Source organism: Mesorhizobium prunaredense (assembly GCF_900156895.1).
GTDB classification, from domain to species: domain Bacteria; phylum Pseudomonadota; class Alphaproteobacteria; order Rhizobiales; family Rhizobiaceae; genus Mesorhizobium; species Mesorhizobium prunaredense.
In genome coordinates, this window is sequence record NZ_FTPD01000013.1 from 136338 (window position 1) to 161938 (window position 25601).

At 63.3% G+C, this 25601-nt stretch carries 24 protein-coding genes; 14 read left to right on the forward strand and 10 right to left on the reverse strand.

Annotated features, from left to right (window positions below; all coding sequences use genetic code 11):
- Nucleotides 1-13: 13 nt before the first annotated feature.
- The gene (locus tag BQ8794_RS11490) at nucleotides 14-391 is read right to left on the reverse strand and encodes a VOC family protein (protein ID WP_077377059.1); all 378 of its coding nucleotides are present in this window, start codon (nucleotides 389-391) and stop codon (nucleotides 14-16) included.
- A 238-nt stretch (nucleotides 392-629) separates the two neighbouring features.
- Here BQ8794_RS11490 and BQ8794_RS11495 point away from each other — a divergent pair, with 238 nt between their 5' ends.
- Nucleotides 630-1835 carry an Mrp/NBP35 family ATP-binding protein gene (locus BQ8794_RS11495; protein WP_077377506.1) on the forward strand — a complete coding sequence of 402 codons (1206 nt, stop codon included), beginning with the start codon at nucleotides 630-632 and terminating at the stop codon, nucleotides 1833-1835.
- A 149-nt stretch (nucleotides 1836-1984) separates the two neighbouring features.
- Here BQ8794_RS11495 and BQ8794_RS11500 read toward each other — a convergent pair whose 3' ends face one another.
- Nucleotides 1985-2446: an SRPBCC family protein gene (locus tag BQ8794_RS11500; protein ID WP_077377062.1), complete on the reverse strand. Its 462-nt coding sequence runs from the start codon at nucleotides 2444-2446 to the stop codon at nucleotides 1985-1987.
- 157 nt (nucleotides 2447-2603) lie between these two features.
- Here BQ8794_RS11500 and BQ8794_RS11505 point away from each other — a divergent pair, with 157 nt between their 5' ends.
- Nucleotides 2604-4409, forward strand: a complete 1806-nt coding sequence (locus tag BQ8794_RS11505; RefSeq protein ID WP_077377509.1) for an IlvD/Edd family dehydratase — start codon at nucleotides 2604-2606, stop codon at nucleotides 4407-4409.
- Nucleotides 4410-4482: 73 nt separating this feature from the next.
- On the opposite strand, the gene BQ8794_RS11510 is transcribed toward BQ8794_RS11505, so the two are convergent.
- Nucleotides 4483-4902 carry a GFA family protein gene (locus BQ8794_RS11510; protein WP_077377512.1) on the reverse strand — a complete coding sequence of 140 codons (420 nt, stop codon included), beginning with the start codon at nucleotides 4900-4902 and terminating at the stop codon, nucleotides 4483-4485.
- 188 nt (nucleotides 4903-5090) lie between these two features.
- Here BQ8794_RS11510 and BQ8794_RS11515 point away from each other — a divergent pair, with 188 nt between their 5' ends.
- From BQ8794_RS11515 to BQ8794_RS11525, 3 genes are read left to right on the forward strand one after another with little or no spacing between them, the layout of a single operon-like run.
- Nucleotides 5091-5909: a chromate resistance protein ChrB domain-containing protein gene (locus BQ8794_RS11515; protein WP_077377065.1), complete on the forward strand. Its 819-nt coding sequence runs from the start codon at nucleotides 5091-5093 to the stop codon at nucleotides 5907-5909.
- Nucleotides 5906-7303 (forward strand): chromate efflux transporter, encoded by a 1398-nt coding sequence (chrA, locus tag BQ8794_RS11520; protein ID WP_077377068.1) that lies wholly within the window; start codon nucleotides 5906-5908, stop codon nucleotides 7301-7303. The genes BQ8794_RS11515 and chrA overlap by 4 nt, the downstream gene beginning before the upstream one ends.
- A gap of 55 nt (nucleotides 7304-7358) precedes the next feature.
- Nucleotides 7359-7757 (forward strand): hypothetical protein, encoded by a 399-nt coding sequence (locus tag BQ8794_RS11525; RefSeq protein ID WP_077377071.1) that lies wholly within the window; start codon nucleotides 7359-7361, stop codon nucleotides 7755-7757.
- Nucleotides 7758-7979: 222 nt separating this feature from the next.
- Here BQ8794_RS11525 and BQ8794_RS11530 read toward each other — a convergent pair whose 3' ends face one another.
- Together BQ8794_RS11530 and pdxR are read right to left on the reverse strand one after the other, a co-directional pair.
- A complete protein-coding gene (locus BQ8794_RS11530; RefSeq protein ID WP_077377074.1) occupies nucleotides 7980-9569 on the reverse strand; it encodes a trimethylamine methyltransferase family protein in 1590 nt (529 codons plus the stop codon).
- A gap of 288 nt (nucleotides 9570-9857) precedes the next feature.
- Nucleotides 9858-11351, reverse strand: coding sequence for a MocR-like pyridoxine biosynthesis transcription factor PdxR (pdxR, locus tag BQ8794_RS11535; RefSeq protein ID WP_077377077.1), 1494 nt, complete (start codon nucleotides 11349-11351; stop codon nucleotides 9858-9860).
- A gap of 348 nt (nucleotides 11352-11699) precedes the next feature.
- On the opposite strand from pdxR, the gene pgi reads away from it, so the two are divergent.
- Together pgi and BQ8794_RS11545 are read left to right on the forward strand one after the other, a co-directional pair.
- Complete coding sequence (pgi, locus tag BQ8794_RS11540; RefSeq protein ID WP_077377080.1) at nucleotides 11700-13343, forward strand: glucose-6-phosphate isomerase; 1644 nt, start codon at nucleotides 11700-11702, stop codon at nucleotides 13341-13343.
- A gap of 5 nt (nucleotides 13344-13348) precedes the next feature.
- Nucleotides 13349-14071, forward strand: coding sequence for an HAD family hydrolase (locus tag BQ8794_RS11545; protein ID WP_077377083.1), 723 nt, complete (start codon nucleotides 13349-13351; stop codon nucleotides 14069-14071).
- Here the strand turns inward: BQ8794_RS11545 and BQ8794_RS11550 are convergent.
- A complete protein-coding gene (locus BQ8794_RS11550) occupies nucleotides 14055-14738 on the reverse strand; it encodes a class I SAM-dependent methyltransferase (RefSeq protein WP_077377086.1) in 684 nt (227 codons plus the stop codon). The genes BQ8794_RS11545 and BQ8794_RS11550 overlap by 17 nt on opposite strands.
- 86 nt (nucleotides 14739-14824) lie before the next feature.
- On the reverse strand, nucleotides 14825-16495 hold the full coding sequence (locus BQ8794_RS11555; protein WP_244554920.1) for a long-chain fatty acid--CoA ligase: 1671 nt from the start codon (nucleotides 16493-16495) through the stop codon (nucleotides 14825-14827).
- Here BQ8794_RS11555 and BQ8794_RS36385 point away from each other — a divergent pair.
- The 6 genes from BQ8794_RS36385 (at nucleotide 16473) to BQ8794_RS11580 (ending at nucleotide 22519) form a co-directional block, all read left to right on the forward strand.
- On the forward strand, nucleotides 16473-16994 hold the full coding sequence (locus tag BQ8794_RS36385; protein WP_244554921.1) for a hypothetical protein: 522 nt from the start codon (nucleotides 16473-16475) through the stop codon (nucleotides 16992-16994). The two genes, BQ8794_RS11555 and BQ8794_RS36385, sit on opposite strands and share 23 nt — an antisense overlap.
- Nucleotides 16995-17237: 243 nt before the next feature.
- Entirely contained in the window at nucleotides 17238-18830 is a 1593-nt protein-coding gene (locus BQ8794_RS11560) for an ABC transporter substrate-binding protein (protein WP_077377092.1), read from the forward strand.
- A gap of 57 nt (nucleotides 18831-18887) precedes the next feature.
- Nucleotides 18888-19895 (forward strand): ABC transporter permease subunit, encoded by a 1008-nt coding sequence (locus BQ8794_RS11565; protein WP_023802897.1) that lies wholly within the window; start codon nucleotides 18888-18890, stop codon nucleotides 19893-19895.
- Nucleotide 19896: 1 nt separating this feature from the next.
- Nucleotides 19897-20814, forward strand: a complete 918-nt coding sequence (locus BQ8794_RS11570; RefSeq protein WP_023802898.1) for an ABC transporter permease subunit — start codon at nucleotides 19897-19899, stop codon at nucleotides 20812-20814.
- Between the two features lie 2 nt (nucleotides 20815-20816).
- Nucleotides 20817-21692, forward strand: a complete 876-nt coding sequence (locus BQ8794_RS11575) for an ABC transporter ATP-binding protein (RefSeq protein ID WP_077377095.1) — start codon at nucleotides 20817-20819, stop codon at nucleotides 21690-21692.
- A complete protein-coding gene (locus BQ8794_RS11580; protein ID WP_077377098.1) occupies nucleotides 21689-22519 on the forward strand; it encodes a dipeptide ABC transporter ATP-binding protein in 831 nt (276 codons plus the stop codon). The genes BQ8794_RS11575 and BQ8794_RS11580 overlap by 4 nt, the downstream gene beginning before the upstream one ends.
- A gap of 74 nt (nucleotides 22520-22593) precedes the next feature.
- On the opposite strand, the gene BQ8794_RS11585 is transcribed toward BQ8794_RS11580, so the two are convergent.
- From BQ8794_RS11585 to BQ8794_RS11595, 3 genes are all read right to left on the reverse strand, one after another.
- On the reverse strand, nucleotides 22594-23133 hold the full coding sequence (locus BQ8794_RS11585) for a DUF2380 domain-containing protein (RefSeq protein ID WP_077377101.1): 540 nt from the start codon (nucleotides 23131-23133) through the stop codon (nucleotides 22594-22596).
- A gap of 127 nt (nucleotides 23134-23260) precedes the next feature.
- On the reverse strand, nucleotides 23261-23587 hold the full coding sequence (locus tag BQ8794_RS11590; RefSeq protein WP_077377515.1) for a hypothetical protein: 327 nt from the start codon (nucleotides 23585-23587) through the stop codon (nucleotides 23261-23263).
- A gap of 65 nt (nucleotides 23588-23652) precedes the next feature.
- Entirely contained in the window at nucleotides 23653-24078 is a 426-nt protein-coding gene (locus tag BQ8794_RS11595; protein ID WP_077377104.1) for a globin family protein, read from the reverse strand.
- A 297-nt stretch (nucleotides 24079-24375) separates the two neighbouring features.
- Between BQ8794_RS11595 and BQ8794_RS11600 the strand changes: the two genes are divergently transcribed.
- On the forward strand, nucleotides 24376-25503 hold the full coding sequence (locus tag BQ8794_RS11600) for a PQQ-dependent sugar dehydrogenase (protein WP_077377107.1): 1128 nt from the start codon (nucleotides 24376-24378) through the stop codon (nucleotides 25501-25503).
- Nucleotides 25504-25601: the final 98 nt, after the last annotated feature.

Here is a 25601-nt window from a genome sequence, read left to right on the forward strand (position 1 = left end):
CCGCCGTCCAGGCCTACCTGTCGACAAGGTTCAGGATGTTGCCGTCGGGATCCTTGAACCAGGCGACCTTCATGCCGTGACCGACATGGATGTCGCCTTCCATCGTCAGGCCCGGCATGTCGTAATGCTCGAAGACGACGCCCTTCGATTTCAGCGCCTTGACGGTGTTATCGATCTCATCGCCGACCATCCAGGTCACCGCCGTCGCCTTGTTGGTTCCGGCGAATTGCGAGCGATAGACATTGATGCTGGTGTCGCCGCATTTGTAGACGATCAGTTCGCCACCCTCGTTGTGAACCTCCGTCAGCCCCAGAACGTCTTCATAGAAGGCCTTGGCCCTAGCCAGGTCCTTCACTGCGAGATTGGCCGTTGCGTTGCTGTTTGCGAGCATGATTGGTCTCCTTTGCTTGCGGGCGAGCACGTCCGAAGCCTGCAAAGATAGGGCTGCTTCGTCTTCCGGCGATCGCAGCTGGCGCTATCGGCGTGCCCTCTTCCCCAAGGACGTTTTGTCCCCTGCAAGCCCGACAAACGGACGCAAGTTTTTGCAGCCACGCCCGTGCGTGTCGTTCCGCCGCTTGGTTCTGTTCGGGAACTGCATTATCTCAGGCGCAAAAGCAGAGGAAAAGCTGATGCCCGCCGTCCAGGAAAACGTCACCAAGGAAATCGTCATCGAGCGCCTGAAGACGGTCAACGGACCGGACTTCACCGGCAACATCGTCGACCTCGGCATGGTTTCCGAGATTTTCATTGCCGACTCCAAGGTCTTCTTTTCGATCACCGTGCAGGCTGCCCGTGCCCAGGAGATGGAGCCATTGCGCGCCGCCGCCGAGCGTGTCGTCAAGGCGATCCCCGGTGTCGCCGGCGCCGTGGTCGCGCTGACGGCGGAAAGGAAAGGCGGCGGCATGGAGGCCCCGGTGCCGCAAAGGCCTGCCCCCAGGCCCGCCCCAAGGCCCACACCTGCGGCCGCACCCGCTGCCGCGCCACGTCCGGCTCCGCATGCTCCGGCCTCGCACAGCCAGGGCAAGCGCGGCGTGCCCGGCATCGAGGCGATCATCGCTGTCGCTTCGGGCAAGGGCGGCGTCGGCAAGTCGACCACCGCCGTCAACATCGCGCTAGGCCTCGCCGCCAACGGCCTGAGGGTCGGCGTGCTCGATGCTGACATCTACGGCCCGTCGATGCCGCGGCTGCTCAACATCCATGGCCGGCCGCAGACCGTCGACGGCAAGGTCCTGAGGCCGATGGAGAATTACGGCCTGAAGGTCATGTCGATGGGCTTCCTCGTCGATGAGGAGACGCCAATGATCTGGCGCGGACCGATGGTGATGTCGGCTTTGACGCAAATGCTGCGCGAGGTCGAGTGGGGTCCGCTCGACGTGCTCGTCGTTGACATGCCGCCCGGCACCGGCGACGCGCAGCTGACCATGGCCCAGCAGGTGCCGCTGGCCGGCGCCGTCATCGTCTCGACGCCGCAGGATCTGGCCCTGATCGATGCGCGAAAAGGCCTCAACATGTTCAGGAAGGTCGACGTGCCGGTGTTGGGCATCGTCGAGAACATGAGCTATTTCCTCGCCCCCGACACCGGCAAGCGCTACGACATCTTCGGCCATGGCGGCGCCCGCCGCGAGGCCGAGCGTCTCGGCGTCTCCTTCCTCGGCGAAGTGCCGCTCGAAATGGGCATCCGCGAAAGCTCGGATGCCGGCACGCCGGTGGTGGTCTCGAAGCCCGACAGCGCCGAGGCCAAGATCTACCGCGACATCGCGGCGAACGTCTGGGGCAGGGTCAACGAGGAACGCGGCGCGGCCGAAGCCGCCGTGCCGAGCATCGTGTTTGAGTGATGCGGATATCCCTACCCCTTGAGGGGAGGGTGGCCCGCAGGGCTGGGTGGGGTCCGCAGCGACGCGCTCCATCTTCTTAAGTCGAGGTCGAGGCGGTTGAGGCGACCCCTCCCGCCGCGCTCCGCGCGGCACCCTCCCCTCAAGGGCCCTCAAGGGGGAGGGGAGCCGCCAACTTTCTCGCCAAAACTCGAAAAAAACTGTCCGGCCAGTTTCTTCGATGTCGATTCGATCAGCCGGCTGCCGAGCTGGGCGATCTTGCCGCCGACATCGGCCTTGGCCGCATATCTGAGGATCGTCGCCTCCGGGCCATCGGCGGTCAGCGTCACATCGGCGCCGCCTTTGGCGAAGCCGGCGATGCCGCCCTTGCCCTCGCCCTGGATGGTGTAGGAGTTCGGCGGGTTGAGGTTCGTCAGCGTCACCTCGCCGTTGAACGTCGCCTTGATCGGGCCGATCTTGACCACCACGGTCGCCGCCATCTCGGTGTCTGACTTCTTTTCGAGGCTCTGGCAGCCCGGAATGGTCTGCCTCAGAACGTCCGGGTCGTTCAGCGCTTCCCACACCTTTTGCAGGGGTGCGGCGATGCGTTCCTCGCCTTCGATAACCAAAGCCATCAAAATCTCCCGGATACGAATTGACAAGCCCCGATGCGGTCTAGCGCGGGGGTAGACGCATGTCTATCGCACCAAAGTCCGGAATCGGATGGCGCGTGCCTCTTGCCTGCTCTCGCGCGTTGTCATATCGATTTGTCATACAAATACGGAGACCATGATGGCCGGCGCCCCCACGCAGAAAAAGAAATTTCGCTCGCAGGAGTGGTTCGACAATCCCGACAATCCGGGGATGACGGCGCTTTACCTCGAGCGTTACCTGAATTACGGGCTGACGCGTGCTGAACTGATGTCGGGCAAGCCGCTGATCGGCATCGCCCAGACCGGCTCGGATCTGTCGCCCTGCAATCGCCATCATCTCGAGCTGGCCAAGCGCGTGCGCGAGGGCATCGTCTCGATGGGCGGCATCCCTTTCGAGTTCCCGTGCCACCCGATCCAGGAGACGGGCAAACGCCCGACCGCCGCACTCGACCGCAACCTTGCCTATCTCGGCCTGGTCGAGGTGCTCTACGGCTACCCGCTTGACGGCGTCGTGCTCACCATCGGCTGCGACAAGACGACGCCGGCCCTGCTGATGGCCGCCGCCACCGTCAACATCCCGGCTATCGCGCTGTCGGTCGGCCCGATGCTCAACGGCTGGCACAAGGGCAAGCGCACCGGCTCCGGCACCATCGTCTGGGAATCGCGCCAGCGTCTGTCGGCCGGCGAGATCGGCTATGACGAGTTCATGGACATCGTCGCCTCCTCGGCGCCGTCCACCGGCTATTGCAACACAATGGGCACCGCAACCACCATGAACTCGTTGGCCGAGGCCCTCGGTATGCAGCTGCCGGGCTCGGCCGCCATTCCGGCGCCCTACCGCGAGCGCGGCCAGATCGCCTATGAAACGGGAAAACGCATCGTCGATATGGTGCATGAGGATTTGAAACCCTCCGACGTCATGACTCGCCAGGCCTTCGAGAACGCCATCGTCGTCAACTCGGCCATCGGCGGCTCGACCAACGCGCCGATCCACCTCAACGCCATCGCCCGCCATCTCGGCGTGCCGCTCGACAATGACGATTGGCAGACGGTCGGCCTGAAAGTGCCGCTCCTCGTCAATCTGCAGCCGTCGGGCGAGTATCTCGGCGAGGATTATCACCATGCCGGCGGTGTGCCGGCGGTGGTGGCCGAACTGATGAAGGCCGGGCTGCTGCCTCATCCCGACGCCATGACGGTCAACGGCAAGACGATCGGCGCCAATTGCAGCGCGGCCGTCAACGAGAATCTCGATGTTATCCGCACCGTCGCCGAGCCGCTTAAGGCCAATGCCGGTTTCATCAATCTTAGGGGTAATCTGTTCGATTCGGCGATCATGAAGACCAGCGGCATCTCGCCCGAATTCCGCGAGCGCTATCTGTCGAACCCGAACGACCCCGAGGCCTTCGAGGGCAACGCCATGGTCTTCGACGGGCCCGAAGACTACCACGCCCGCATCGACGATCCGGCGCAAGGCATCGACGAGCACACCATCCTGTTCATGCGCGGCGCCGGCCCGATCGGCTATCCCGGCGGCGCAGAAGTCGTCAACATGCAGCCGCCGGCCCATCTCATCAAGAAGGGCATTCATGCGCTGGCCTGCATCGGCGACGGCCGCCAGTCAGGCACGTCGGGCTCGCCGTCGATCCTCAACGCCTCGCCCGAAGCCGCCATAGGCGGCGGGCTGGCGCTGTTGAAGTCCGGCGACCGCGTCCGCATCGACCTGCGCAAGGGCACCGCCGACATTCTCGTCACCGACGACGAGATCACGCGCCGGCGCGCCGAGTTGCAGGACAATGGCGGCTATCGATACCCCGAGCACCAGACGCCGTGGCAGGAGATCCAGCGCGGCATGGTCGACCAGTTCTCCGAAGGAATGGTGCTGAAGCCGGCGGTGAAATACCAGGATGTGGCGCACACCCGCGGCGTGCCGCGGGACAATCACTGAACGCCTCTTTTCTTGCCTTCTCCCCCTGTGGGGTTCTCCCACAAGGGGAGAAGGAAGATCCGCATCCAAGCGCCTATAGATAAACAGTGATCTCAGGCGTCTGGTCCTGCCTGTCGCGCTTGCCGTCCTCGTAGACGATCGGGGCTGCGGCGAGTTCCTCTTCGGTGACGTCGTCGAGGCAGGCGACGTTCACCGCCCAGAAATTCCCGCCCATGAAATCCAGATAGCCGCGCGAGAGAAAATTCGCGCCGCAGTTCGGGCACATATAGTGGTTGATGTCGCCTTCCGGCCAGTTCGACGGCGTCGCCTTGTACTCCCGCATCCGGTCGCGGCCATCCGTCACCCGCACGGCCTCATAGGCGGCGAAGGATTTCCGGTAGCCGAGTTTCCAGCAGAAGCTGCAATTGCATTTGCGGATGCCTTCGGCGAGGTCGATTTCGGCTTCGAAACGCACCGCACCGCAATGGCAGCTGCCGTGATAGGTCTTTTTCATGGGTTTCCTCCCGGACGTGTCCTGGCTCCGCCGCCCGCCGGAGCCAGAGCATCCTTTGCTGCAGGCATGGCGCTTGACAAGCGGGCGCGACAAATCCACGATCATGGCAAGGGGTGCATCGCGACGACCCCGTGAGGCGTCAGCCCAACGTTCGCGTCCAAGCTTCTCTCTCAAGGAGGGTGGACGCCATGCCGTCGACAACCGCTATCACCGTATCGCAACTGTCCCGTCTGATTGGTCTGCCGGGTGCGCCCGCGATCGTCGATGTTCGCATCGAGGAGGACTACAGCGCCGATCCACGCCTGCTGCCGGCCTCAAACCGGCGTGATTTCAAAACCGTCTCGACCTGGGCATCCGAATTCGCCGGCAGCCGAGTGACGGTCGTCTGCCAAAAAGGGCAAAAGCTCTCACAAGGCGTGGCCGCATGGCTGCGGCATGAGGGCGTCAGTGCCGAATCCCTCGAAGGCGGGTTCGAGGCCTGGCGCGATGGCAAGGGGCCTTTGATCGATGCCGGCAAGATACCGCCCCGCGATGAAAAAGGCCGCACCGTGTGGGTGACGCGGAGCCGCCCGAAGGTCGATCGCATCGCCTGCCCCTGGCTGATCCGGCGCTTCATCGATCCGAGCGCGGTCTTCCTCTTTGTCGAGGCGGCCGAAGTGTCGGCCACTGCGGATCGCTTTCAGGCCGTGCCTTTCGACATCGACAAGGTGTTCTGGACTCACCGGGGCGAGTGCTGCACCTTCGATACGATGATCGAAGAGTTCGGGCTCGAATCCGAGGCACTCGACCGCCTGGCCATGATCGTGCGCGCAGCCGATACCGCACGCCTCGATCTGGTTCCCCAGGCAGCCGGATTCCTGGCCGCCTCGCTTGGCCTGTCGCGGATGTTTCGCGACGATCTGGAACAGATGGAGGCAGGCATGCTGCTCTACGACGCGTTTTTCCGGTGGTGCCGCGACGCCACCGAGGAGACGCACAACTGGCCAAGCGCGAGCAAGCCATCATGAGCGCCCTGCCTTCTGCTTCGGGAAAAACGGGCGAAACCGTCGAAGCGGCGGCTGCGCCAAGCTTCCGTGAAGGCGTAAAACTCTGGGCGAAAATCGGCCTGCTCAGCTTCGGCGGGCCGGCCGGCCAGATCGCACTCATGCACAAGGAATTGGTCGAGGAACGGCGTTGGATCGGCGAGCAACGTTTCCTGCATGCGTTGAACTACTGCATGCTGCTGCCCGGCCCTGAAGCCCAGCAACTCGCCATTTATATCGGCTGGCTGCTGCACCGGACGATCGGCGGCCTGGTCGCCGGCATCCTGTTCGTCGCGCCGGGCGCGCTTGTGATGCTCACCTTGAGCATCCTCTATGCGCTGTATGGCGATGCTCCGCTCGTCGAGGCACTGTTTTTCGGGGTGAAAGCGGCCGTGCTCGCCATCGTGATCGAGGCGATGATCCGGATCGGACGTCGTGCCCTGAAGAACCGGGTCATGGTTTCGATCGCGCTCGCCGCCTTCATCGCCATCTATGCATTGAACATGCCGTTTCCGCTCATCGTCCTGCTTGCCGGCCTGGCGGGCTGGATTGGAAATCGTGTTGCGCCAGCGCTTTTTTCCGGCGCGGCGCACGGCAAGGACGCGGTTCCCGACATCAAGGGCGCGGTCGACCTGATGTTCGAGCGCGGCGAACTGGCCCACACCCTGCCGACGCGATGGCATGCGCCGCGCACCGTCGCGATCTGGCTGCCGATCTGGCTCGGGCCGATGCTGCTGATCTGGGCTTTTACCGGATCCGCCAGTGTGTGGACGCAGATCGGCGGCTTCTTCAGCGTCATGGCGGTCGTCACCTTCGGCGGCGCCTACGCGGTCCTTGCCTATGTCGCGCAGGCAGCGGTCGAGTCCTTCGGCTGGCTCGCACCCGGTGAGATGGTCGATGGCCTTGGGCTTGCCGAAACCACGCCGGGTCCACTCATACTCGTCCTGCAGTTCGTCGGCTTTCTGGCCGCGTTCCGCCAATCCGGATCGTTGAGCCCGCTGCTTGCCGGATCGCTTGGGGCGATGCTCACCCTGTGGGCGACGTTCACGCCTTGCTTCTTCTGGATATTCCTCGGCGCGCCCTATATCGAATCCCTGCGCGGCAACAAGGCGCTGTCGGCGGCGCTGGGCGCGATCACCGCCGCCGTCGTCGGCGTCATCATGAATCTCGCTCTGTGGTTCGGCTTGCACGTCATTTTCGGCGAGGTGCGCAACGTCGGGCTTGGAACGGACGTGCCGGTGCTCTCATCGATCGACTGGCGCGCGGCGCTGCTGTCGTGTGCTGCCATGATCGCCATCCTGAAGCTGAAGATCGGCATGCTGCCGACGCTTGCGGGATCGGCCCTCGCCGGTGTCTTGTTGCTGGCAGCGAGCGGTTAGCGGCTGGCCGCGGCCGGCGTTTCGCTGCGGTTTCGGGCATTCGGATAGGAACATCATGGCGAGACGGCGCTCCTCCCTAGGCTTCCTTGGAATGTTCGGCCGTTCAGGCGACCTCAGGCAACTCGATGCCGCGTTACGCGGCGTCGACCTTCATCCCGCCCTTGTACCGGAGGGAGCAAAGCTCACCATCGTCAATCTGATGAAGGACCACTGGCCCGACGAGCCGCCGCCACAGGCCTACCCGCCGGTGGCGCAACTGCTTGGCTATTGTATTGCCGGGCCGGAAGCATTCGAGCAATCCAACGGCCTTAGACATAGGCTGGATGCGGAGCGCCGGCTCGAGGCGGCACTTGAGGCCGGCGACAGCTTCGATGCGCAAATCATACTGATGACGCTGCATGCCAAGCTGATCAGTGGCGAGGTCGTCGAGCACTACGGGTTGAGCACCGACTAGACCATGATCCCGAAAAGTGGAACCCGGTTTTCGGAAAAGATCATGGTCAAACAGAAAGCTAGAGCCCCATCCCGATTTTGTCGGGATGGATTAGGCTCTGACCATGATCCCGAAAAGTGGAACCCGGTTTTCGGAAAAGATCATGGTCAAACAGAAAGCTAGAGCCCCATCCCGATTTTGTCGGGATGGATTAGGCTCTGACCGTTTTGACGAGAACCGTCTTCAGCCGCCCATGCCGCTGCGCGGCAGTTGGATAAGATTGCCGAAGCGGGCACGCAACTTGTCGTCGACCGGCTTCGGCACATGGCGCGGGAAGCGCTCGGCGAGGATGCGTTTCTTCTCGATGATCGCCCGCTGCAAGATGTCGGGCCTGCCTTTCTCGTTCCACTCCTTCGGCGAAAAGCGGTCGCCGACCGCCGGATAGAAATATTCCGTCTGCATCAGCCGCAGCGTCTGCTCGTTGCCGAGATAGTGACCCGGCCCCTTCAGGCAGACCTCGGCGATGGTGTCTATCGACAGCGACTCATCGGTCACCTCGATGCCGCGCACGCAGCGTAGGCAATGGCCGAGCATGTCGTTGTCGATGATCAGGCTTTCCAGGCAAAAGCCGAGCAGCGAGGCGTGCATGCCGGCCGATTCATAGACAAGGTTGAGGCCGGCAAGGCCGGCCATCACATCGGTGATGCCCTTTTCGTAACCGGACTGAATGTCGGGCAGTTTCGAATCCGTCATGCCGGCGGCCGAACCGCCCGGCAGGTCGTAGAATTGCGCCATCTGGGCGCAGGCAGCGGTCAGCACCGCTTGCTCGGCCGAGCCGCCGGACATGGCGCCGGTCCTGAGGTCGGAGACGAACGGCCAGGTGCCGAAGATCGCCGGATGCCCGGGTTTGATGGCGTTGACGTAGACGAGGCCGGCGAGCACCTCGGCCACCGCTTGCACCACCGCACCGGCGATCGCCGCCGGCGCCGTGGCGCCTGCCTGGCCGGCCGACAGCAGCAGGATCGGAATGCCGCCTTCGACGCAGGCCTCGAGCACACCGCAGGCATCCTCGGCAAACTTCATCGGCGGCACGACAAAACAGTTCGAATTGGAGACGAAAGGCCGGGCGCGAAAATTCTCTTCGCCGCCGGCAATCGCATAGAGCATGTCGAGCGCCGGCTTGACGTTCTCGCGCACCGTGAAGGACGTGCCGACATGCTTCGACGTGCCCATCACGCAGGCGTAAAGCGTGTTGAAATCCATATCGAGCGGATCGGGAATGTCGCGCGGCACCATCGGCCGCTGGAAGAAATGGATGTTGTCGAGCCCTTCGACGATGCGGGCGGCGTCATAGATGTCCTGCAGCAGCGATTCGCGATAACAGCGCTTCTCGACGTCGACCAGATGCACCGCGGCACCCGCCGTGCCGTAATGCACGCGCTTGCCCTGGATCAGCATGTCGTGCCTGGGATCCTGGCCATGCAGGGTGAAATGGCGCGCCGCCTTCTTGATGGTGTCGAGGACGAGCGCGCGCGGAAAACGAATGCGGCCGTCCTCGCTGAGGGTGGCGCCGGCCTTGGTCAGCGCCTCGATGCAGGATGGGATGGCATTGGCGAAGCCGACCGTTTCAAGCAGCGTCAGCACCGCTTCGTGAATGCGCTCGCGGTCGTTGTCGCTGAGCGGCCCGTAGCTTCCGCCTTCGAGGCCGGCGCGCACCGGCTTGATATCGTCGGCAAGCGGCGCTGCCCGCATGGCGCGACGCGCTTCGCGCCCGCCGGAACGCCGCGAACGTTGGTCCGAAGGCGCATCCGGCTTGTCGACAGCCACTGACATCGGAGGCACACTCCACCTTTAGCTGCGAAGCGGGCGGCGGTGGTTGGTCCACCATCGGCCCGCTTCGTTCCCGCTAGAGCGCCGCGCGTCCACTTGGACGCGCAAAGGACGCTCTAAGACTTTCTTGCTTGCGCATGATCCTTTCCGCAAACCGAAGACTGGTTTCCGGGGGCATGCGCTATGCCTCGAACTATGCCGCCGGCATTGGCACAGCCTATGAGCCAGACGGTCCCGTCGCATATGCCAGGGCGCTAAACAACGGTGGCCGGTGCCGGCCCCGACGAGGCATCAAGCGGCGGCCGGCCTGCGCCCGGCCGCCGTCGCCAGTTCGCGGATGCCGGGCTCGATGTGCTGCAGCGCGATTGAGGAGATGCCCAGCCGCATGAAGCGCGACGGCTTTTCGGTGCGATCGAAGAAACGGTCGCCAGGCTCGATGATGACGCTGCGCGAGGCGGCGGCCTCGGCCAGCCCGCGCGAATCGGTGCCGCGCGGCCCCTCAAGCCAGAGCGACGCGCCACCGGCGGAATCGGTCGAGCGCCACTCCGGCAGGAAGGCGGAAATCGCATGGATCAGACGCTTGCGCCGTTCGTCGAAGGCGCTCGACAGCCGCCGCACCAGCGCCTCGTGATGGCCAAGCGACAGGAACAGCGCGACCGCGCGCTGGTTGTTGGCCGGCGGATGACGCAGCATGAAGCGGCGCAGCGCGCGAAGCTCGGAGATCAGCCCGGCCGAGGCGACGATGTAGCCGAGCCGCAGACCCGGAGCCAGCGTCTTCGACATCGAGCCGACATAGATGACGCGGCCGGAACGATCGAGGCTCTTCAGCGCCTGCTGCGGCGCTTCGTCCAGAAGCTGGCTGTCATAGCCGTCCTCGATGATGATCTGGTTGTGACGATTGGCGCGCGCCAGCAAATCCTGCCGGCGCTCCGCCGACAGCGGCACCATGGTCGGGCAATGGTGGCTGGGCGTGACGAAGACGAAGCCGGAATCGCTGGGAATAGAAGCGGTTACAATGCCGGAATGGTCGACCGGAACCGGTGCGACGTCGGCACCCGCCAGCCGGAAGATCGAGCGTGCGTCGGGATAGCCGGGGTCTTCCATGGCCACCTTGGAGCCCTTGGTCATCAGCAGCGTCGCCAGCATGTAGAGCGCGTTCTGCGCGCCGAGAGTGACGATGATCTCGTCGGGATTGGCGAAGATGCCGCGCCGCGGCAACAGCCGCGCCTGGATCTGCTCGATCAAAAGCGGATCGTCGCGGTCAACCATGTCGGACGCCCAATTGCGGATCTCGAGCACGGCGAGCGCCATGCGGTTGCACTCGCGCCACTCGGCGGTCGGGAACAGTGCCGGATCGAACTGGCCATAGACGAAGGGGTAGGACGACTTGATCCAGTTGTCGTGCTTGGCCGGCGGCGGCATGTCGCTGGCCGCGATCTGCCGGCGCGCCTTCCAGTCGATCTCGTTGGCCTGGTCTGGCGCCTTCTGGTGCGGTTTGGCCGGCGTCGCCAGCACGTCCGGATTGACGAAATGGCCGCGCCGTTCGCGCGCCACCAGAAAACCCTGGTCGACGAGCTGCTGGAAGGCCAACACCACGGTGCCGCGCGCCACGCCGAGTTTCTCGGCCAGGATTCGGCAGGACGGAAGCGGCATTGAAGCGGCGATTTGCCGGTCGAGGATAGCGGCGACGATCGCTTGGCGGATCTGCGCCTGCAGGGTCTGGCCGGATTCCGCCGAAATCCGGAACAGGCCGGACCATATGGCCGTGTCGTTTCGCTGTGGCATGGGAGATGTTCCTCGATGGCCAGCCTTTTTCACCCGGCTGGACCAGTCGAATGTACCGGTGGCACAAGGCGTTGCGCCAATCAATTTTTCTGATCGTAGGGATTTACGCCAGTGATCCTTCCCCAGGGTGACGCTGTGCGTCATCCCCCCGCGTGACGCAACGCGTCATCGCGGCGTGAAGCAACGCGTCATCCCCAGCTGTGACGCAACGCGTCATCGCTGCCGGACGCAACGCGTCATCGCGGCGCATTGAAACCAGTGGATTTCGGCTAGATAGTTTGGACGCGACGACACGCGCCGGAAACATCCGGTCTGATATGTTGGCATCTCAAGGCTCGGAGTGAGGCAGTGGATCAATCGTCCTTTCAAAAACAGCTCGACGCCCTGCACGATCACCGTGCGGCCAAATCGGGCAGCATGCGCGAGGCTTTCGCCGCCGATCCGCAGCGCTTCGAAAAATTCTCCGCCACCGACGGCGACCTGCTGCTCGACTGGTCGAAATGCGCGGTCGATGCGCAGACGATGGATTTGCTCGAGAAGCTGGCGGCAGCCGCGGATCTCGAAGGCCGGCGCGCCGCGATGTTCTCGGGCAAGAAGATCAACGTCACCGAAGGCCGCGCCGTGCTGCACACCGCGCTGCGCAACCTGAACGGCAAGGGCATCGTGCTCGACGGTCAGGACGTGAAGGCGGAGGTTGTCGCCGTGCTCGATGCGATGGGCGGCTTCGCCGATGCCGTGCGCTCCGGCAAGGCGGCCGGCGCCACCGGCAAGAAGATCACCGACATCGTCAACATCGGCATCGGCGGTTCCGACCTTGGCCCGGCCATGGCGACGCTGGCGCTGGCGCCCTATCACGACGGGCCGCGCACGCATTACGTGTCCAACATCGACGGCGCCCATATCCACGACACGCTGAAGAACCTCTCCGCCGAAACCACGCTGTTCATCGTTGCTTCCAAGACCTTCACCACGATCGAGACGATGACCAATGCCGAGACGGCGCGCGAATGGGTGCAGAAGGCGCTCGGCAAGGAAGCGGTCGACAAGCATTTCGCCGCCGTCTCGACGGCGCTCGACCTGGTGGCCAAGTTCGGCATTGCGTCCGACCGCGTCTTCGGCTTCTGGGACTGGGTCGGCGGACGCTATTCGGTGTGGGGCGCGATCGGCCTGCCGGTGATGATCGCCGTCGGCCCGAAGAATTTTCGCGCCATTCTCGACGGCGCGCATGCGATGGACGAACATTTCCAGACGGCGCCGCTGGCCAGCAACCTGCCGGCGCTGATGGGGCTGATCGGCTGGTGGCATCGGGTGATCTGCCAATACCCCGCCCGCGCCGTCATTCCCTACGACCAGCGCCTGTCGAGGCTGCCGGCCTATCTGCAGCAGCTCGACATGGAATCGAACGGCAAGAGCGTCACCCTCGACGGCGGCGCTGTCACGACGCCGACCGGCCCGCTGGTCTGGGGCGAGCCCGGCACGAACGGCCAGCACGCCTTCTTCCAGCTGCTGCACCAGGGCACCGATTTCATTCCGGTCGAGTTCCTCGCCGCAGCCATCGGCCATGAGCCGGATCTCAAGCATCACCACGACCTGTTGCTCGCCAACTGCCTGGCGCAGTCGGAGGCGTTCATGAAGGGTCGCACGCTGGAGGAAGCGCGCGCGCAGATGCTGGCAAAAGGCATGGCGCCCGCCGAGGTCGACAGGATCGCCCCGCATCGCGTCTTCTCCGGCAACCGGCCCTCGGTGACGATCCTCTACAGACAACTTGATCCGCATACGTTCGGACGGCTGATCGCGCTCTATGAGCACCGCGTCTTCGTCGAGGGCACGCTTTTCAACATCAATTCCTTCGACCAATGGGGCGTCGAGCTCGGCAAGGAACTGGCGACCGGGCTGCTGCCTGTCGTGGAAGGCAAGGAGAATGCCGCAAAGCGGGACGCTTCGACCGCTGGACTGGTGGGACACATCCATCGATTGCGCGGATCGGAGTAAGCGGCTTGGCCGAGATCAAAGGAATATTGTTCGACAAGGACGGCACCCTTGTCGACTTCAACGCGACGTGGCTCGGCGTTGCCGATTTCATGGCGATGGATGCGGCGGAGGGCGACCGCTGGAAGGCCGACAGGCTGCTTGCCGCGGCGGGCTACGATTTCGCCACCAAACGCTTCAAGCCCGATTCCATCTTTGCCTCCGGCACCAACATGGATGTCGTCGAGCTTTGGTTTCCGCGACTGTCGGATGAAGACCAGATGCTTGCCGTCGCCCGCTTCAACGAGATCACCTCGGTGCAGGGCTCGGCGATGGCGGTGGCGCTGCCGGGCATCGTCGAGACGCTTGGCCTTCTTCACAGGAAAGCCTACCGGCTCGGCGTCGCCACCAACGATTCGACCACTGGCGCGGAGAAGACATTGCTGACGCTGGGTGTCGCGCAGTTGTTCGACGCCGCCTATGGTTACGACGCGGTGGCCAATCCGAAACCGGCGCCCGATACGATCCTCGCCTTCTCGGACCTGACCGGCCTGAGGCCTGCAGCGATCGCCGTGGTCGGCGACAATCGCCACGATCTGGAGATGGCGCGGGCCGGCGGCTGCGGTCTGGCGATCGGCGTGCTCTCCGGCACCGGGACGCGGGAATCGCTGTCGCAGATCGCCGATGTCATTCTGGATTCGGTTGCCGATCTGCCCGACCTTCTTTCGGCAAGGGTCAAGGAGACGATCTGAACGCGCCTCCGAGTTGCTCCGGCTCGAACGAGAAGACGCCGCTCGGCTTCGTCGCCGCGCCTTTTGCTTGGCCGACATCCGGCACCTGGTATTCGGCCAGCAGGCGAAGCCGCGAGCGGGGCAGATAGGCGCGGCCCGGGTCGCCGATCAGCACATTGATGCCGGCGGCCAGGCAGCGGTCGAGGAAGGGGATGACCCGGTCGGCGAGATCTTGCCGGTAAAACAAGTCGCCAGCTGCTACGACGTCCACCGGCGGCGGCGGCCCAGCGGTGATATCCTCGCCGACGACCGTGATTGCGACGCCGTTCGCCGCCGCATTGAGACCAAGCGCGGCGACGCCGTTGCGGTCGATCTCGGATGCAATCACTTCGCTGGCGCCGGCCTTTGCCGCGGCGATACCGACGAGGCCGGACCCGGCGCCGATGTCGAGCACGCGAAGCCCGGCCACGGTCTCCGGCCGATCGAGGATGTAGCGGGCAAGCACCGCGCCGCCGGCCCAGGCATAGGCCCAGTAAGGAGGCTGCGGCTCGGGGCCATCCTCGTCGGTTTCTTCTCCTTCCGGCTCGGCGGCTCGTCCTTCGGGACGCGTGAGCCGCCACAGGCCGCTTGCCGGATGGGCTGCATAAAGCCGGATTTCGGGAAGTGCCGGAACAGGGGCGATACGCATGTTCGCCTTGATGAATGTTAGCGGATCGGGACGGGAAAGCCTATCCGCCGCGTCATCGACAGTAAGGCTATCGGCCAAAATTGTCCCTATTCTCGTAATGCACGGCGCAGGATCTTGCCGACCGGCGTCTTTGGCAGTTCGGTCCGGAACTCGATGTATTTTGGCCGCTTGTAACCGGTCAGGTTATCGCGGCAATACACAGTCAGCACCTCTGCGGTCAGCGACGGGTCCTTCTTGACGACGAACAGCTTCGGCACTTCGCCTGAATGCTCGTCCGGCACGCCGATCGCGGCCACTTCGAGCACGCCCGGATGCAGCGCCACCACTTCCTCGAGTTCGTTCGGATAGACGTTGAAGCCGGACACAAGGATCATGTCTTTCTTGCGGTCGACGATCTTGGTATAGCCGCGCTCGTCCATGAAGCCCATGTCGCCCGACTTGAAGAAGCCGTCCTTGGTCATCACCTTGGCGGTCTCGTCCGGCCGGTTCCAGTAACCGGCCATCACCTGCGGTCCGCGGATGCAGATCTCGCCGACCTCAACGGGCGGCAGATCATTGCCGTCGTCGTCGCGGATGGCGATCTCGGTCGAGGGCAGCGGCAGGCCGATCGTGCCGGTGAAGTTGCCATCGCTGAATGTGTTGGCGGTGGCCACCGGCGAGGTTTCCGAAAGCCCGTAGCCCTCGGTGACCGGGCAGCCGGTCAACGCCTTCCAGCGTTCGGCGACACCCTTCTGCACCGCCATGCCGCCACCCAGCGTCAGGATCAGTGGCCTGAAGTCGAGCTTGCGGAAATCCTCATTGTTGAGCAGCGCGTTGAACAGCGTGTTGAGGCCTGGAAAGATGTGGATCGGGTATTTGCCGAGTTGCTTGACGAAGCCGGGAATGTCGCGCGGATTGGGAATGAGTATGTTCTGGCCGCCCAACTGCATGCCCATCAGCGCGTTCACCGTCAGCGCGAAGATATGATAGAGCGGCAGCGCGCAGACGAAGTTGAGATGCGCCGGCCTGGGCTTGACCGTGAAGGCGTCCTCGATCCACAGCGCGTTCTGCGCGACGTTGGCCAGCACGTTGCTGTGCAGCAGCATCGCGCCCTTCGAGATGCCGGTGGTGCCGCCGGTGTATTGCAGGAACGCGACGTCGTCGGCAGCGACCTTCACCGGCTTGAAACTCATGCCGGCGCCTGCCTCCAATGCGGCGTTGAACTTGACATGGCCCGGCAGCGACCAGGCCGGCACCATCTTCTTCACGCGGCGCACGACGAGATTGACGATCGTTCCCTTCAGGCCGCCAAGCATGTCGCCCATCGCCGCGACCACGACATGCTTGACCGCTGTTTTAGCGATTACTGCCTGCAAGGTGCTGGCGAAATTTTCGAGAATGACGATGGCTTGCGCGCCGGAATCCTTGAGCTGATGCTCCAGCTCGCGCGGCGTGTAGAGCGGGTTGATGTTGACCACGACATAGCCGGCGCGCAGCACTGCCATCATCGCCACCGGATATTGCAGCACGTTCGGCATCATCAGCGCCACGCGTGCGCCTTTCGGCAGCCCCGACGATTGCAGATAGGCGCCGAAGGCGGCCGATTGCCGCTCGACTTCCGCGTAGCTGATGGTCTTTCCCATGCAGGTAAAGGCGGGCCGGCTGGCGTACTGCTTGCAGACGTCGGCGAGCAGATCGCCGATGGAGCCGAAGGGCAGAGCGCCGATCTCGGCCGGAACGACTTTCGGATAGCTTTTGAGCCAGGGTTTTTCCGGCAATCCGGCGGCAGCCGCATTCGGCAATCTTCTGCCCGGACCTGGGTTTGACGCCGATGAAGCCGCTGTCGGCGCCGCCTTCGCCGCTGGTTTGGCGGCGGCGGGCTTTGCGCCTGCCTTCGCGGATGCATTGATCTTCGCGGATGAATTGGTCTTCGCGGATTCATTGGTTTTCGCGGACACCGCGGCCGCCTTCGGCTTGGCTTTGGCCGTCGGCGCTTTTGGCCTTTGGCTTGTCGGGGGCTTGTCGGGGCTGGCCGGTTTCGCAGCAGTTTTGGCCTTGGCTGTCGCTGGTGCCGTCGTCCTTGGTGTTTTTGCCACTCGTCCCTCCCTCGATCGTTCTTGTTGTCTCCGCCCGCCGCGTCGCCTCCGAATGACAGAGACGTCCTCCGTTGCTGCCGGCACCCAGGAAATCCAGCCTGTCATCTATGTATTGCGACTATCGGCAGCCGTGCAAGTCTGCCCCTGCGGCAAGCTGGGAAGAAATCGTCCGCGCCAATGACAAGCCGAAGGCGGCGGTTCCTCACCGTCGGATGCGCTCGAGATGATAAAAAAATGCAGTCGTTAACAATATCGTGATCGATGAGTTTTGACATTTCATTCCCTCTTTCGGCGAATGCGAAGAAAGAAATTCTGCTTCCCATGGGGTAGGCAAACCAGGTGTTCCAAAGCCGGAAAAACGGTGCTTATATGCGCGCTTCGCGAGCCTGATAGAGGGGCTTGGAAGAACATCAGGGAGTCCTCCATGAAAAAGAAACTGACTTTTGCGGCCGCGTTGCTGGCCGCAAGCGTCCTCTGCGGCATGGCCAATGCCAAGCAGTTGGTCTACTGCTCGGAGGCGTCGCCGGCCGGCTTCGACCCGTCGCCGTGGAGCGGTGGCAACGACTTCGACGCGTCGTCTCGCACCATCTATTCGCGCCTGGTCGAGTTCGAGCACGGCAAAACCACCATCACACCCGGCCTCGCTGAGAGCTGGACGGTTTCCGACGACGGTCTCGAATACACGTTCAAGCTTCGGCCGGGGGTGAAGTTCCAGACCACCGACTACTTCACGCCGACGCGCGATCTCAACGCCGACGACGTGATCTTCTCCTTCGAACGCCAGTGGAAGAAGGAAAACCCGTGGTTCGACTATCTGGCAGGCACCGGCTGGGAATATTTTGCCGGCATGGGCTTCCCGGATCTTCTCAAGGAAATCGTCAAGGTCGACGACCTGACGGTGAAATTCGTGCTGAACAAGCCTGAAGTCGCTTTCCTGCCGGATCTCGGCATGGATTTCGCTTCGATCGTCTCCAAGGAATATGCCGACCAGCTCGACAAGGCCGGCACCAGGCAGCAATTCACCCAGAAGCCGATCGGCACCGGTCCGTTCCAGTTCGTCGACTACCAGGTCGATGCGGTCATCCGCTATGCGGCATGGGACGGCTACCATGGCGGCCGCCAGAAGATCGACGATCTGATCTTTGCCATCACCACCGATCCGGCCGTGCGCGCGCAGAAGCTGAAGGCGGGCGAGTGCGATATCATGTCGTACCCGGCGCCGGCCGACATTGCCGGCCTGAAAGCCGACCCGAACCTCAAGGTCGATGAGCAGGAAGGCCTGAACATCGGCTACATGGCCTACAACACGACGCAGGCCCCCTTCGACAAGGTCGAGGTCCGCAAGGCCCTCAACATGGCCGTCAACAAGCAGGCCATTCTCGATGCGGTCTACCAGGGCGCTGGCCAGGCGGCGATAAACCCGATCCCGCCGACGATGTGGTCCTATAACAAGGAGATCAAGGACGACCCGTACGATCCGGACGCGGCCAAGAAGATGCTGACGGATGCCGGCGTCACGGATCTGTCGATGAAGATCTGGGCAATGCCGGTCAGCCGCCCGTACAATCCGAACGCCCAAAGGGTCGCGGAGCTGATCCAGGCCGACTACGCCAAGATCGGCGTGAAGGCCGAGATCGTCAGCTACGAATGGACCGAGTATCGCGAACGCGGCAAGCAGAAGGACCGTGACGGCGCCTTCCAACTCGGCTGGACCGGCGACAATGGCGACCCGGACAACTTCCTGTTCCTGCTCGGCTGCGATGCCATCGGCCAGTCCAACTATGCGATCTGGTGCAACCAGGAGTTCGAAGCCCTGCTGCAGAAGGGCAAGGCGACCACCGACGTCGCCGAGCGCACCAAGATCTACGAGGAGGCTCAGGTGGTGTTCAAGCGTGAGGCGCCGTGGCTGACCATCGCCCATTCCAAGGTCTTCATGCCGATGAACAAGAAAATTACCGGCTTCGTCATGGATCCGCTCGGCATTCATCGGTTCGACGGCGTCGACGTCGCCGAATAACGCTGAGAAATAGAACGGCGACGCTGGACTTGAAGCGCCGCCGTTCTATGAAGCAAGATGCTCCGTTATCTCCTCCACAAGCTCGCCTTGATCATCCCGACCGTGTTCGGCATATCGCTGGCGGCGTTCGCTTTCGTCCGGCTTTTGCCGGGCGACCCGATCACGGCGCTCGCCGGCGAGCGCGGCGTCAGCCCGGAACGCTACGCCGAGCTTGTCGAGCGGTTTGGCTATAACAGGCCTTATGTCGTCCAGTATCTGGAATATATCGGCAGGGTCCTGACCGGCGACTTCGGCATATCGCTCGCCACCAAGCGGCCGGTGCTGGGTGAATTCCAGGCGCTGTTTCCGGCGACGCTGGAACTGGCGACGATCGCGCTGATCATCGCCGTTCTCATCGGCATTCCCGCCGGCATCTTCGCCGCGGTCAAGCGCGGATCATGGTTCGACCAGGCGACGATGGGCGTGGCGCTGACCGGCTATTCGATGCCGATCTTCTGGTGGGGGCTGCTGCTCATCATCTTCTTCTCCGGCTATCTCGGCTGGACGCCGGTGTCCGGCCGCATCGGCCTTCAATATTTCTTCAAGCCGACGACCGGGTTCATGCTGATCGACAGCCTGATCTCCGGCAAAAGCGGCGCTTTCAGGTCCGCCGCCAGTCATCTGGTCCTGCCGGCGATCGTGCTGGCGACGATTCCGCTTGCCGTCATAGCGCGCCAGACGCGGTCGGCGATGCTGGAGGTGCTGGGCGAAGACTACGTCCGCACCGCCCGCGCCAAGGGCCTCGCGCCGCGTCGCGTCATCGGGCTCCACGCTTTTCGCAATGCGCTGATCCCCGTCGTCACCACCATCGGCCTGCAGGTCGGCACGCTGATGGCGGGCGCCATCCTGACCGAAACGATCTTTTCCTGGCCCGGTATCGGCAAGTGGATGATCGACGCGATCGCCAAGCGCGACTATGTTGTCGTCCAGAGCGGCTTGCTGATCATCGCGCTGATCGTCATGGCGGTGAACCTGATCGTCGACGTGCTCTACGCCGTCATCAACCCACGTATCCGGGTGCAGTGAGATGACCGACCAAACCACGGCAGAAGCCACCGCCGCCTCCATTCCGACCGGCGGCCGGCAACGCGCCTTCACCGAGTTCTGGCATTACTACTCGATGAACACCGGCGCGGTCATCGGCCTGGTCGTGTTCACGGCCCTGGTGCTGGTGGCGATTTTCGCGCCGCTGGTCGCGCCGCATTCACCTGACGAACAGTTTCGCGATGCGCTGCTGGCGCCGCCGGCCTGGCAGGAGGGCGGCAGATCGACGTTCCTGCTCGGCACAGACGCCGTTGGCCGCGACATGCTTTCGCGGCTGATTTTCGGGGCGCGGTTCTCGCTGTTCATCGGACTGGTCGTCGTCGTTTTCTCGCTGACCAGCGGCATCGTCCTCGGCGTGCTCGCCGGCTATTTCCGCGGTTGGGTCGATACGCTGATCATGCGCGTCATGGACGTTATTCTGGCCTTCCCGTCGCTGCTCCTCGCCCTGGTTCTTGTGGCGATCCTCGGACCCGGCCTGTTCAACGCCATGCTGGCGATCGCGCTCGTGCTGCAGCCGCATTTCGCGCGGCTCACCCGTGCGGCGGTGATGGCCGAAAAGAACCGCGAATATGTGATCTCCGCCAAGGTGGCCGGTGCCAGCCATCTCAGGCTGATGGTGAAGACGATCCTGCCGAACTGCATGGCGCCGCTGATCGTGCAGGCGACGCTGTCCTTCTCCAACGCCATTCTCGAGGCCGCGGCTCTCGGCTTCCTTGGCGTCGGCGCCCAGCCGCCAACGCCGGAATGGGGCACCATGCTTGCCACGGCGCGCGAGTTCATCCTGCGCGCGCCATGGGTGGTGACCTTCCCCGGCCTTGCCATCCTGATCACGGTGCTCGCCATCAACCTGATCGGCGATGGCCTGCGCGATGCCTTCGATCCCAAGCTGAAGAGGTCGTGACCATGCCTCTTCTCGAGATCAAGAACCTTACCGTGTCGTTCGATACCGCCGCCGGACCGTTCATGGCCGTGCAAGGCATCGACCTGTCGATCGAGCCGCGCGAGGTGCTGGCGATCGTCGGCGAATCCGGCTCCGGCAAATCGGTGGCGATGCTGGCGGTGATGGGGCTGTTGCCGAACACGGCGACAGTGAAGGCCGACCGCATGGCCTTCGACGGCGTCGACTTGCTCGAGCTCAGCCCGTCCGAGCGCCGCAAGATCGTCGGCAAGGACATCTCGATGATCTTCCAGGAGCCGATCGCCAGCCTCAATCCGTGCTTCACCGCCGGTTTCCAGATCGAGGAGGTGCTGCGCTTCCATTTGGGCATGGACCGCGCCCAGCGCCGGGCCCGTGCCATCGAACTGATGAAGCTGGTCGGCATCGCTGATCCGGAAGAGCGGCTGAACTCGTTCCCGCACCAGATGTCGGGCGGCCAGTGCCAGCGCGTCATGATCGCCATCGCCATCGCCTGCAATCCGAAGCTGCTGATCGCCGATGAGCCGACCACCGCGCTCGACGTCACCATCCAGAAGCAGATCCTCGATCTTTTGGTTGGCCTGCAGGCCAAATACGGCATGGGGCTGATCATGATCACCCACAATATGGGCGTCGTGGCGGAGACCGCCGACCGCGTCATCGTCCAGTACAAGGGCCGCAAGATGGAGGAGGCCGACGTTCTGTCGCTGTTCGAGCAGCCGAAGAGCAACTACACGCGGGCGCTGCTGTCGGCGCTGCCGGAAAACGCGGTCGGCGATCGGCTGCCGACCATTTCCGACATGCTGTTCGAACCGGCTCCGTCTGCTGCGGGAAGCGGGTCTGCAACGGGAGCCGCGTCATGAGCGTGACGGTTCTCGAAGGCAAGAATATCGTGCGCGACTATCATGTCGGCGGCGGCCTGTTTCGCCCCTCGCGCACGGTGCACGCGGTCAAGGGCGTTTCGTTCAGCGTCGACAAGGGCAAGACGCTGGCCATCGTCGGCGAAAGCGGCTGCGGCAAGTCAACGCTCGCACGTATCATCACCCTGATCGATCCGGCGACAGCGGGCGAGCTCTTCATCGACGGCAACAAGGTCGACATCGCCAGGGATGGGCTGACGAAGGAGATGCGCCGCAAGGTGCAGATCGTCTTCCAGAACCCCTACGGTTCGCTCAATCCGCGCCAGAAGATCGGTGACGTACTGGGCGAGCCGCTGCTCATCAACACCGACACGCCGGCCGACGAACGGCGCGATCTCGCCATGAAGATGCTGAAGAAGGTCGGCCTCGGACCCGAGCACTACAACCGTTACCCGCACATGTTCTCGGGCGGCCAGCGCCAGCGCATCGCCATTGCCCGCTCGCTGATGCTCAATCCGAGCCTTTTGGTGCTCGACGAGCCGGTCTCGGCGCTCGATCTGTCGGTGCAGGCGCAGGTGCTCAACCTGCTCGCCGACCTGCAGGACGAGTTCGAGCTGACCTATGTCTTCATCAGCCACGACCTCTCGGTGGTGCGCTACATCGCCGACGAGGTGATGGTCATGTATTATGGCGAGGCCGTCGAATACGGCTCGCGCGACGCGGTCTTTGCCGACCCCAAGCACAGCTACACCAAGACGCTGTTCGCGGCGACGCCGCGCGCCGACGTCGCCAGCATCAGGGCGAGGCTGGCGAAAAAGAAAGCCGCCTGACGCCGCAACTGAGGCTCCCAGGCCATGCTGAGGTTCAGGGGCCGGCTGATCAAGGGCTACAGCGACCGCGATACCTACGGAATGCAGTGCTTCTCGACGTCACGCGCCGTGAACTCTGCTGCTCGCCGCCATGCCTCGTCGGTATCTCCCCGGTAAGTCAGGTATCGATCGCAGACAGGTTTGTTGTTGCTCAAATCCAGCACTGCAAACTTCACCCAGCCGACCAGCGTGCTCATCTTGTGCACCTGACCGATGAGGAGATATTTCGCGCTGGCTGTTTTTGCCTGTTTCGAGAGATCGACAAGGCCGGGGTCCTTGATGGTGCACTGTTCTGCCTGACAGGGTAATGCGACGAGGTCGATCTTCTGGTTGCCCGAAAGGCCATCCTGCAACGCAACCCCAAATGCCTTCAGTCGCGCTTCGTGTTCGGCGGTCTGGTCCCTGACTTCACCTGATGTATCCCTGAACTCGAAATCCGCGACGGCGAGGGTCGCTGGCTCGACGACATCGGCAAAAGCGGCCGGCGCAAGTAGACCAGCGCCCATCAGGATCAGGAAAAATTGTCCACACTCAAAAAGTCGAAATCGAACTTCCGCACTTTGCACCTTGAGCATCTCGTTTCTCCGAGGTTAGGACGATAGCCATCCCAATGACGGTGCCGATTTGTCTCTTCGCGCTGTTGGAAGACGCGGAAGCGGCCGCAGACTACCCGGTTGCGTCGCAACGTCAACTTTCAACCCGTTACTGGGTGGACTCCACCTTGGCGACAACCAGCTTGCCTTGGGCGCGCGAGATTTCGAGTGCCTGGCCGGCCCCTGCCAACGCGCCCGGGACCGAGATCACGAACGCCTGGCCCTCGCTGAGGGTCGCGACGAAGCGTACCGGCAGGTTCTCTTCGCCCGCCGCCATCGTGGTGACCACCCGGTAGCCGTCATCCGCCTCCGTGTAGTAGACGACGCCGTGAAAATTGCCGAGATCGACGGTCCCACCCTGACGGGCGGTGAGTTCGCCGGCAGAAGCGGAACTTGCCACGACGCAAAGCGCCGCAAGTGCTGTGTATCTGAACATGGTGTTTCTCTCCATTTTGGAATTGTCGTTTGGGTGGGTGGTCGCCTGCGGCTGCATCCCAAAAATTACGCGGCGAGCTGATCCTCACGGGCAGCCGCGATCATCACGCTGGCGAGCAACCCGTAGGCCGCCTCCCAAGCCTCGCGGACAGCCGGCGTAAAAGCCGTACCGAGGCCGGCCGCCAGCGTCTCGATGAGCGCTTGCCCGACGATCGGGTAATGACGCTCCTCGACGCCGTAAGTCACGTGACGCTTGGCGAGCACGCGCACCGTCGGGAGGATGGTGTCGGCACGTTCCAGTCCATGTACGACGAAGCCGAGGCTCGCCATCAGCTTGGCGCCTTGCTTGGTCATGTCTGTCACTGGAAACAGCGCGCGAAGGTCCGCGTCGATCGCGAACAGACGCTCGTAGAACAGTGCGGCGGCGGCCACGCGGATCGGCACGATCTCGCGAAAACTGTCCTGGACAAGTCTTATCTGGTCGGGTGTCATCGGCGACGCTCCTGCGTTCCTGGTCTTGCGGCGACCATCGCCCCAAAGCGTTTCGCATACATGTCGCCTGCGCCTGGAAGTGTTTCAGTTGTGTCTCAATTGGTTTCAGTTCGCGCTCATTTGTCTTCTTTATCTGTAGAGGCATGCCGAGAGTGCCAGGCCGGACTCTCGTCGACCTCGACCTGGCCATAACTGAAAACCTGGGCGCGGTGCCAGTTTGGAACTGCATCGGCAGTCGGTCATTATATCGGGGAGCCGGCGGCTCCTCCCCTATGCCTCCGTTCGGATGGAGAAATCATGCTGCGGATACTCATTGCTTCGTCTCTTCTTCTTGCCTTCGGTGCGCCCTCGACCACGCTCGCGCAGGACAGCAGCATTGAGAGCGAAACAGGCCGCTTTGCGGTCGAGACCTTTGCCGAAGGGCTCGAGCATCCCTGGGGCGCGACCTACCTGCCCGACGGCGCGTTGCTGGTCACCGAGCGTCCGGGGCGGCTGCGGCTCGTCTCGACCGACGGAGCCGTTTCCGATCCGATCGACGGTGTGCCGGACGTCTTTGCCAGCGGACAAGGCGGCCTGCTGGATGTGGCGCTCGATCCGGACTTTGCCAACAACCGGACGGTCTATCTCTCCTATTCGGAGGAACGCGGCGGCGGCGCGGCCACCTCCGTCGGCCGTGGACGTCTGGATAAGAACGGCAGCGCGCTTTCGAACTTCGAAGTGATCTTCCGGCAGGAACCAGCCGTGTCCAGCCGGCTGCACTACGGCTCCCGCCTGGTCTTCGCGCCGGACGGCAAGCTCTTCGTCACGCTCGGCGAGCGCGGCAAGATGCGAGAGGCGCAGGACGCGAACAATTATCTTGGGACGATCGTCCGCATCAACCCCGATGGTTCCGTGCCTGACGACAATCCCTTCGTTGGCAAGGACGGCGCCGACGAGATCTGGTCCTACGGCCATCGCAATGTGCAAAGTGCTGCGCTCCATCCCCAAACCGGCGTGCTCTGGACGGCGGAAATGGGACCGCTCGGCGGCGATGAGTTGAACATTCCGCAAGCGGGCAGGAATCACGGCTGGCCCGTGGTCAGCTGGGGCCGGCATTATTCGGGCGAACGCATCCCCGATCCTTCGACGCGCCCGGAGTTTGCCGACTCCATCCATAGCTGGACGCCCGTCATCTCGCCTTCCGGCATGACCTTCTACACCGGCGACATGTTTGCCGATTGGCGAGGCGACCTCTTGATTGGCGGACTGTCGGCGGAAGGCATCGTTCGTGTCAGGATCGACGGAAAGCAGGTCGCTGCCGAGGAAGTCCTCGCTCTCGGCAGGCGTATCCGGGACGTGGTGCAGGCTCCCGACGGCGCGGTCATGGCGTTGACCGACGAACCAGCGGGAAAGATATTGCGACTGACGCCGGCAGCGTCGCAGTGATGCCGCGCGGTGGCGCTTGGGAAAGGGCCGAACATCATCGCGGCCACACTTTTTTGCCACGCTTCTAGATCATCCGAAACGTTGCGTTTCGATACGAC

Excerpts from the sequence above, each read along its gene's own strand:
- BQ8794_RS11505 (WP_077377509.1), top strand. The coding sequence starts at position 2,604 with ATGGCCGGCGCCCCCACGCAGAAAAAGAAATTTCGCTCGCAGGAGTGG.
- BQ8794_RS11560 (WP_077377092.1), top strand. The coding sequence starts at position 17,238 with ATGAAAAAGAAACTGACTTTTGCGGCCGCGTTGCTGGCCGCAAGCGTC.
- BQ8794_RS11500 (WP_077377062.1), bottom strand. The coding sequence starts at position 2,446 with ATGGCTTTGGTTATCGAAGGCGAGGAACGCATCGCCGCACCCCTGCAA.
- pdxR (WP_077377077.1), bottom strand. The coding sequence starts at position 11,351 with ATGCCACAGCGAAACGACACGGCCATATGGTCCGGCCTGTTCCGGATT.
- BQ8794_RS11550 (WP_077377086.1), bottom strand. The coding sequence starts at position 14,738 with ATGCGTATCGCCCCTGTTCCGGCACTTCCCGAAATCCGGCTTTATGCA.
- BQ8794_RS11525 (WP_077377071.1), top strand. The coding sequence starts at position 7,359 with ATGGCGAGACGGCGCTCCTCCCTAGGCTTCCTTGGAATGTTCGGCCGT.
- chrA (WP_077377068.1), top strand. The coding sequence starts at position 5,906 with ATGAGCGCCCTGCCTTCTGCTTCGGGAAAAACGGGCGAAACCGTCGAA.
- BQ8794_RS11515 (WP_077377065.1), top strand. The coding sequence starts at position 5,091 with ATGCCGTCGACAACCGCTATCACCGTATCGCAACTGTCCCGTCTGATT.
- BQ8794_RS11565 (WP_023802897.1), top strand. The coding sequence starts at position 18,888 with ATGCTCCGTTATCTCCTCCACAAGCTCGCCTTGATCATCCCGACCGTG.
- BQ8794_RS11530 (WP_077377074.1), bottom strand. The coding sequence starts at position 9,569 with ATGTCAGTGGCTGTCGACAAGCCGGATGCGCCTTCGGACCAACGTTCG.
- BQ8794_RS11570 (WP_023802898.1), top strand. The coding sequence starts at position 19,897 with ATGACCGACCAAACCACGGCAGAAGCCACCGCCGCCTCCATTCCGACC.
- BQ8794_RS11600 (WP_077377107.1), top strand. The coding sequence starts at position 24,376 with ATGCTGCGGATACTCATTGCTTCGTCTCTTCTTCTTGCCTTCGGTGCG.
- BQ8794_RS11590 (WP_077377515.1), bottom strand. The coding sequence starts at position 23,587 with ATGTTCAGATACACAGCACTTGCGGCGCTTTGCGTCGTGGCAAGTTCC.
- BQ8794_RS11585 (WP_077377101.1), bottom strand. The coding sequence starts at position 23,133 with ATGCTCAAGGTGCAAAGTGCGGAAGTTCGATTTCGACTTTTTGAGTGT.
- BQ8794_RS11595 (WP_077377104.1), bottom strand. The coding sequence starts at position 24,078 with ATGACACCCGACCAGATAAGACTTGTCCAGGACAGTTTTCGCGAGATC.
- BQ8794_RS11575 (WP_077377095.1), top strand. The coding sequence starts at position 20,817 with ATGCCTCTTCTCGAGATCAAGAACCTTACCGTGTCGTTCGATACCGCC.
- BQ8794_RS11495 (WP_077377506.1), top strand. The coding sequence starts at position 630 with ATGCCCGCCGTCCAGGAAAACGTCACCAAGGAAATCGTCATCGAGCGC.
- BQ8794_RS11580 (WP_077377098.1), top strand. The coding sequence starts at position 21,689 with ATGAGCGTGACGGTTCTCGAAGGCAAGAATATCGTGCGCGACTATCAT.
- BQ8794_RS11510 (WP_077377512.1), bottom strand. The coding sequence starts at position 4,902 with ATGAAAAAGACCTATCACGGCAGCTGCCATTGCGGTGCGGTGCGTTTC.
- BQ8794_RS11490 (WP_077377059.1), bottom strand. The coding sequence starts at position 391 with ATGCTCGCAAACAGCAACGCAACGGCCAATCTCGCAGTGAAGGACCTG.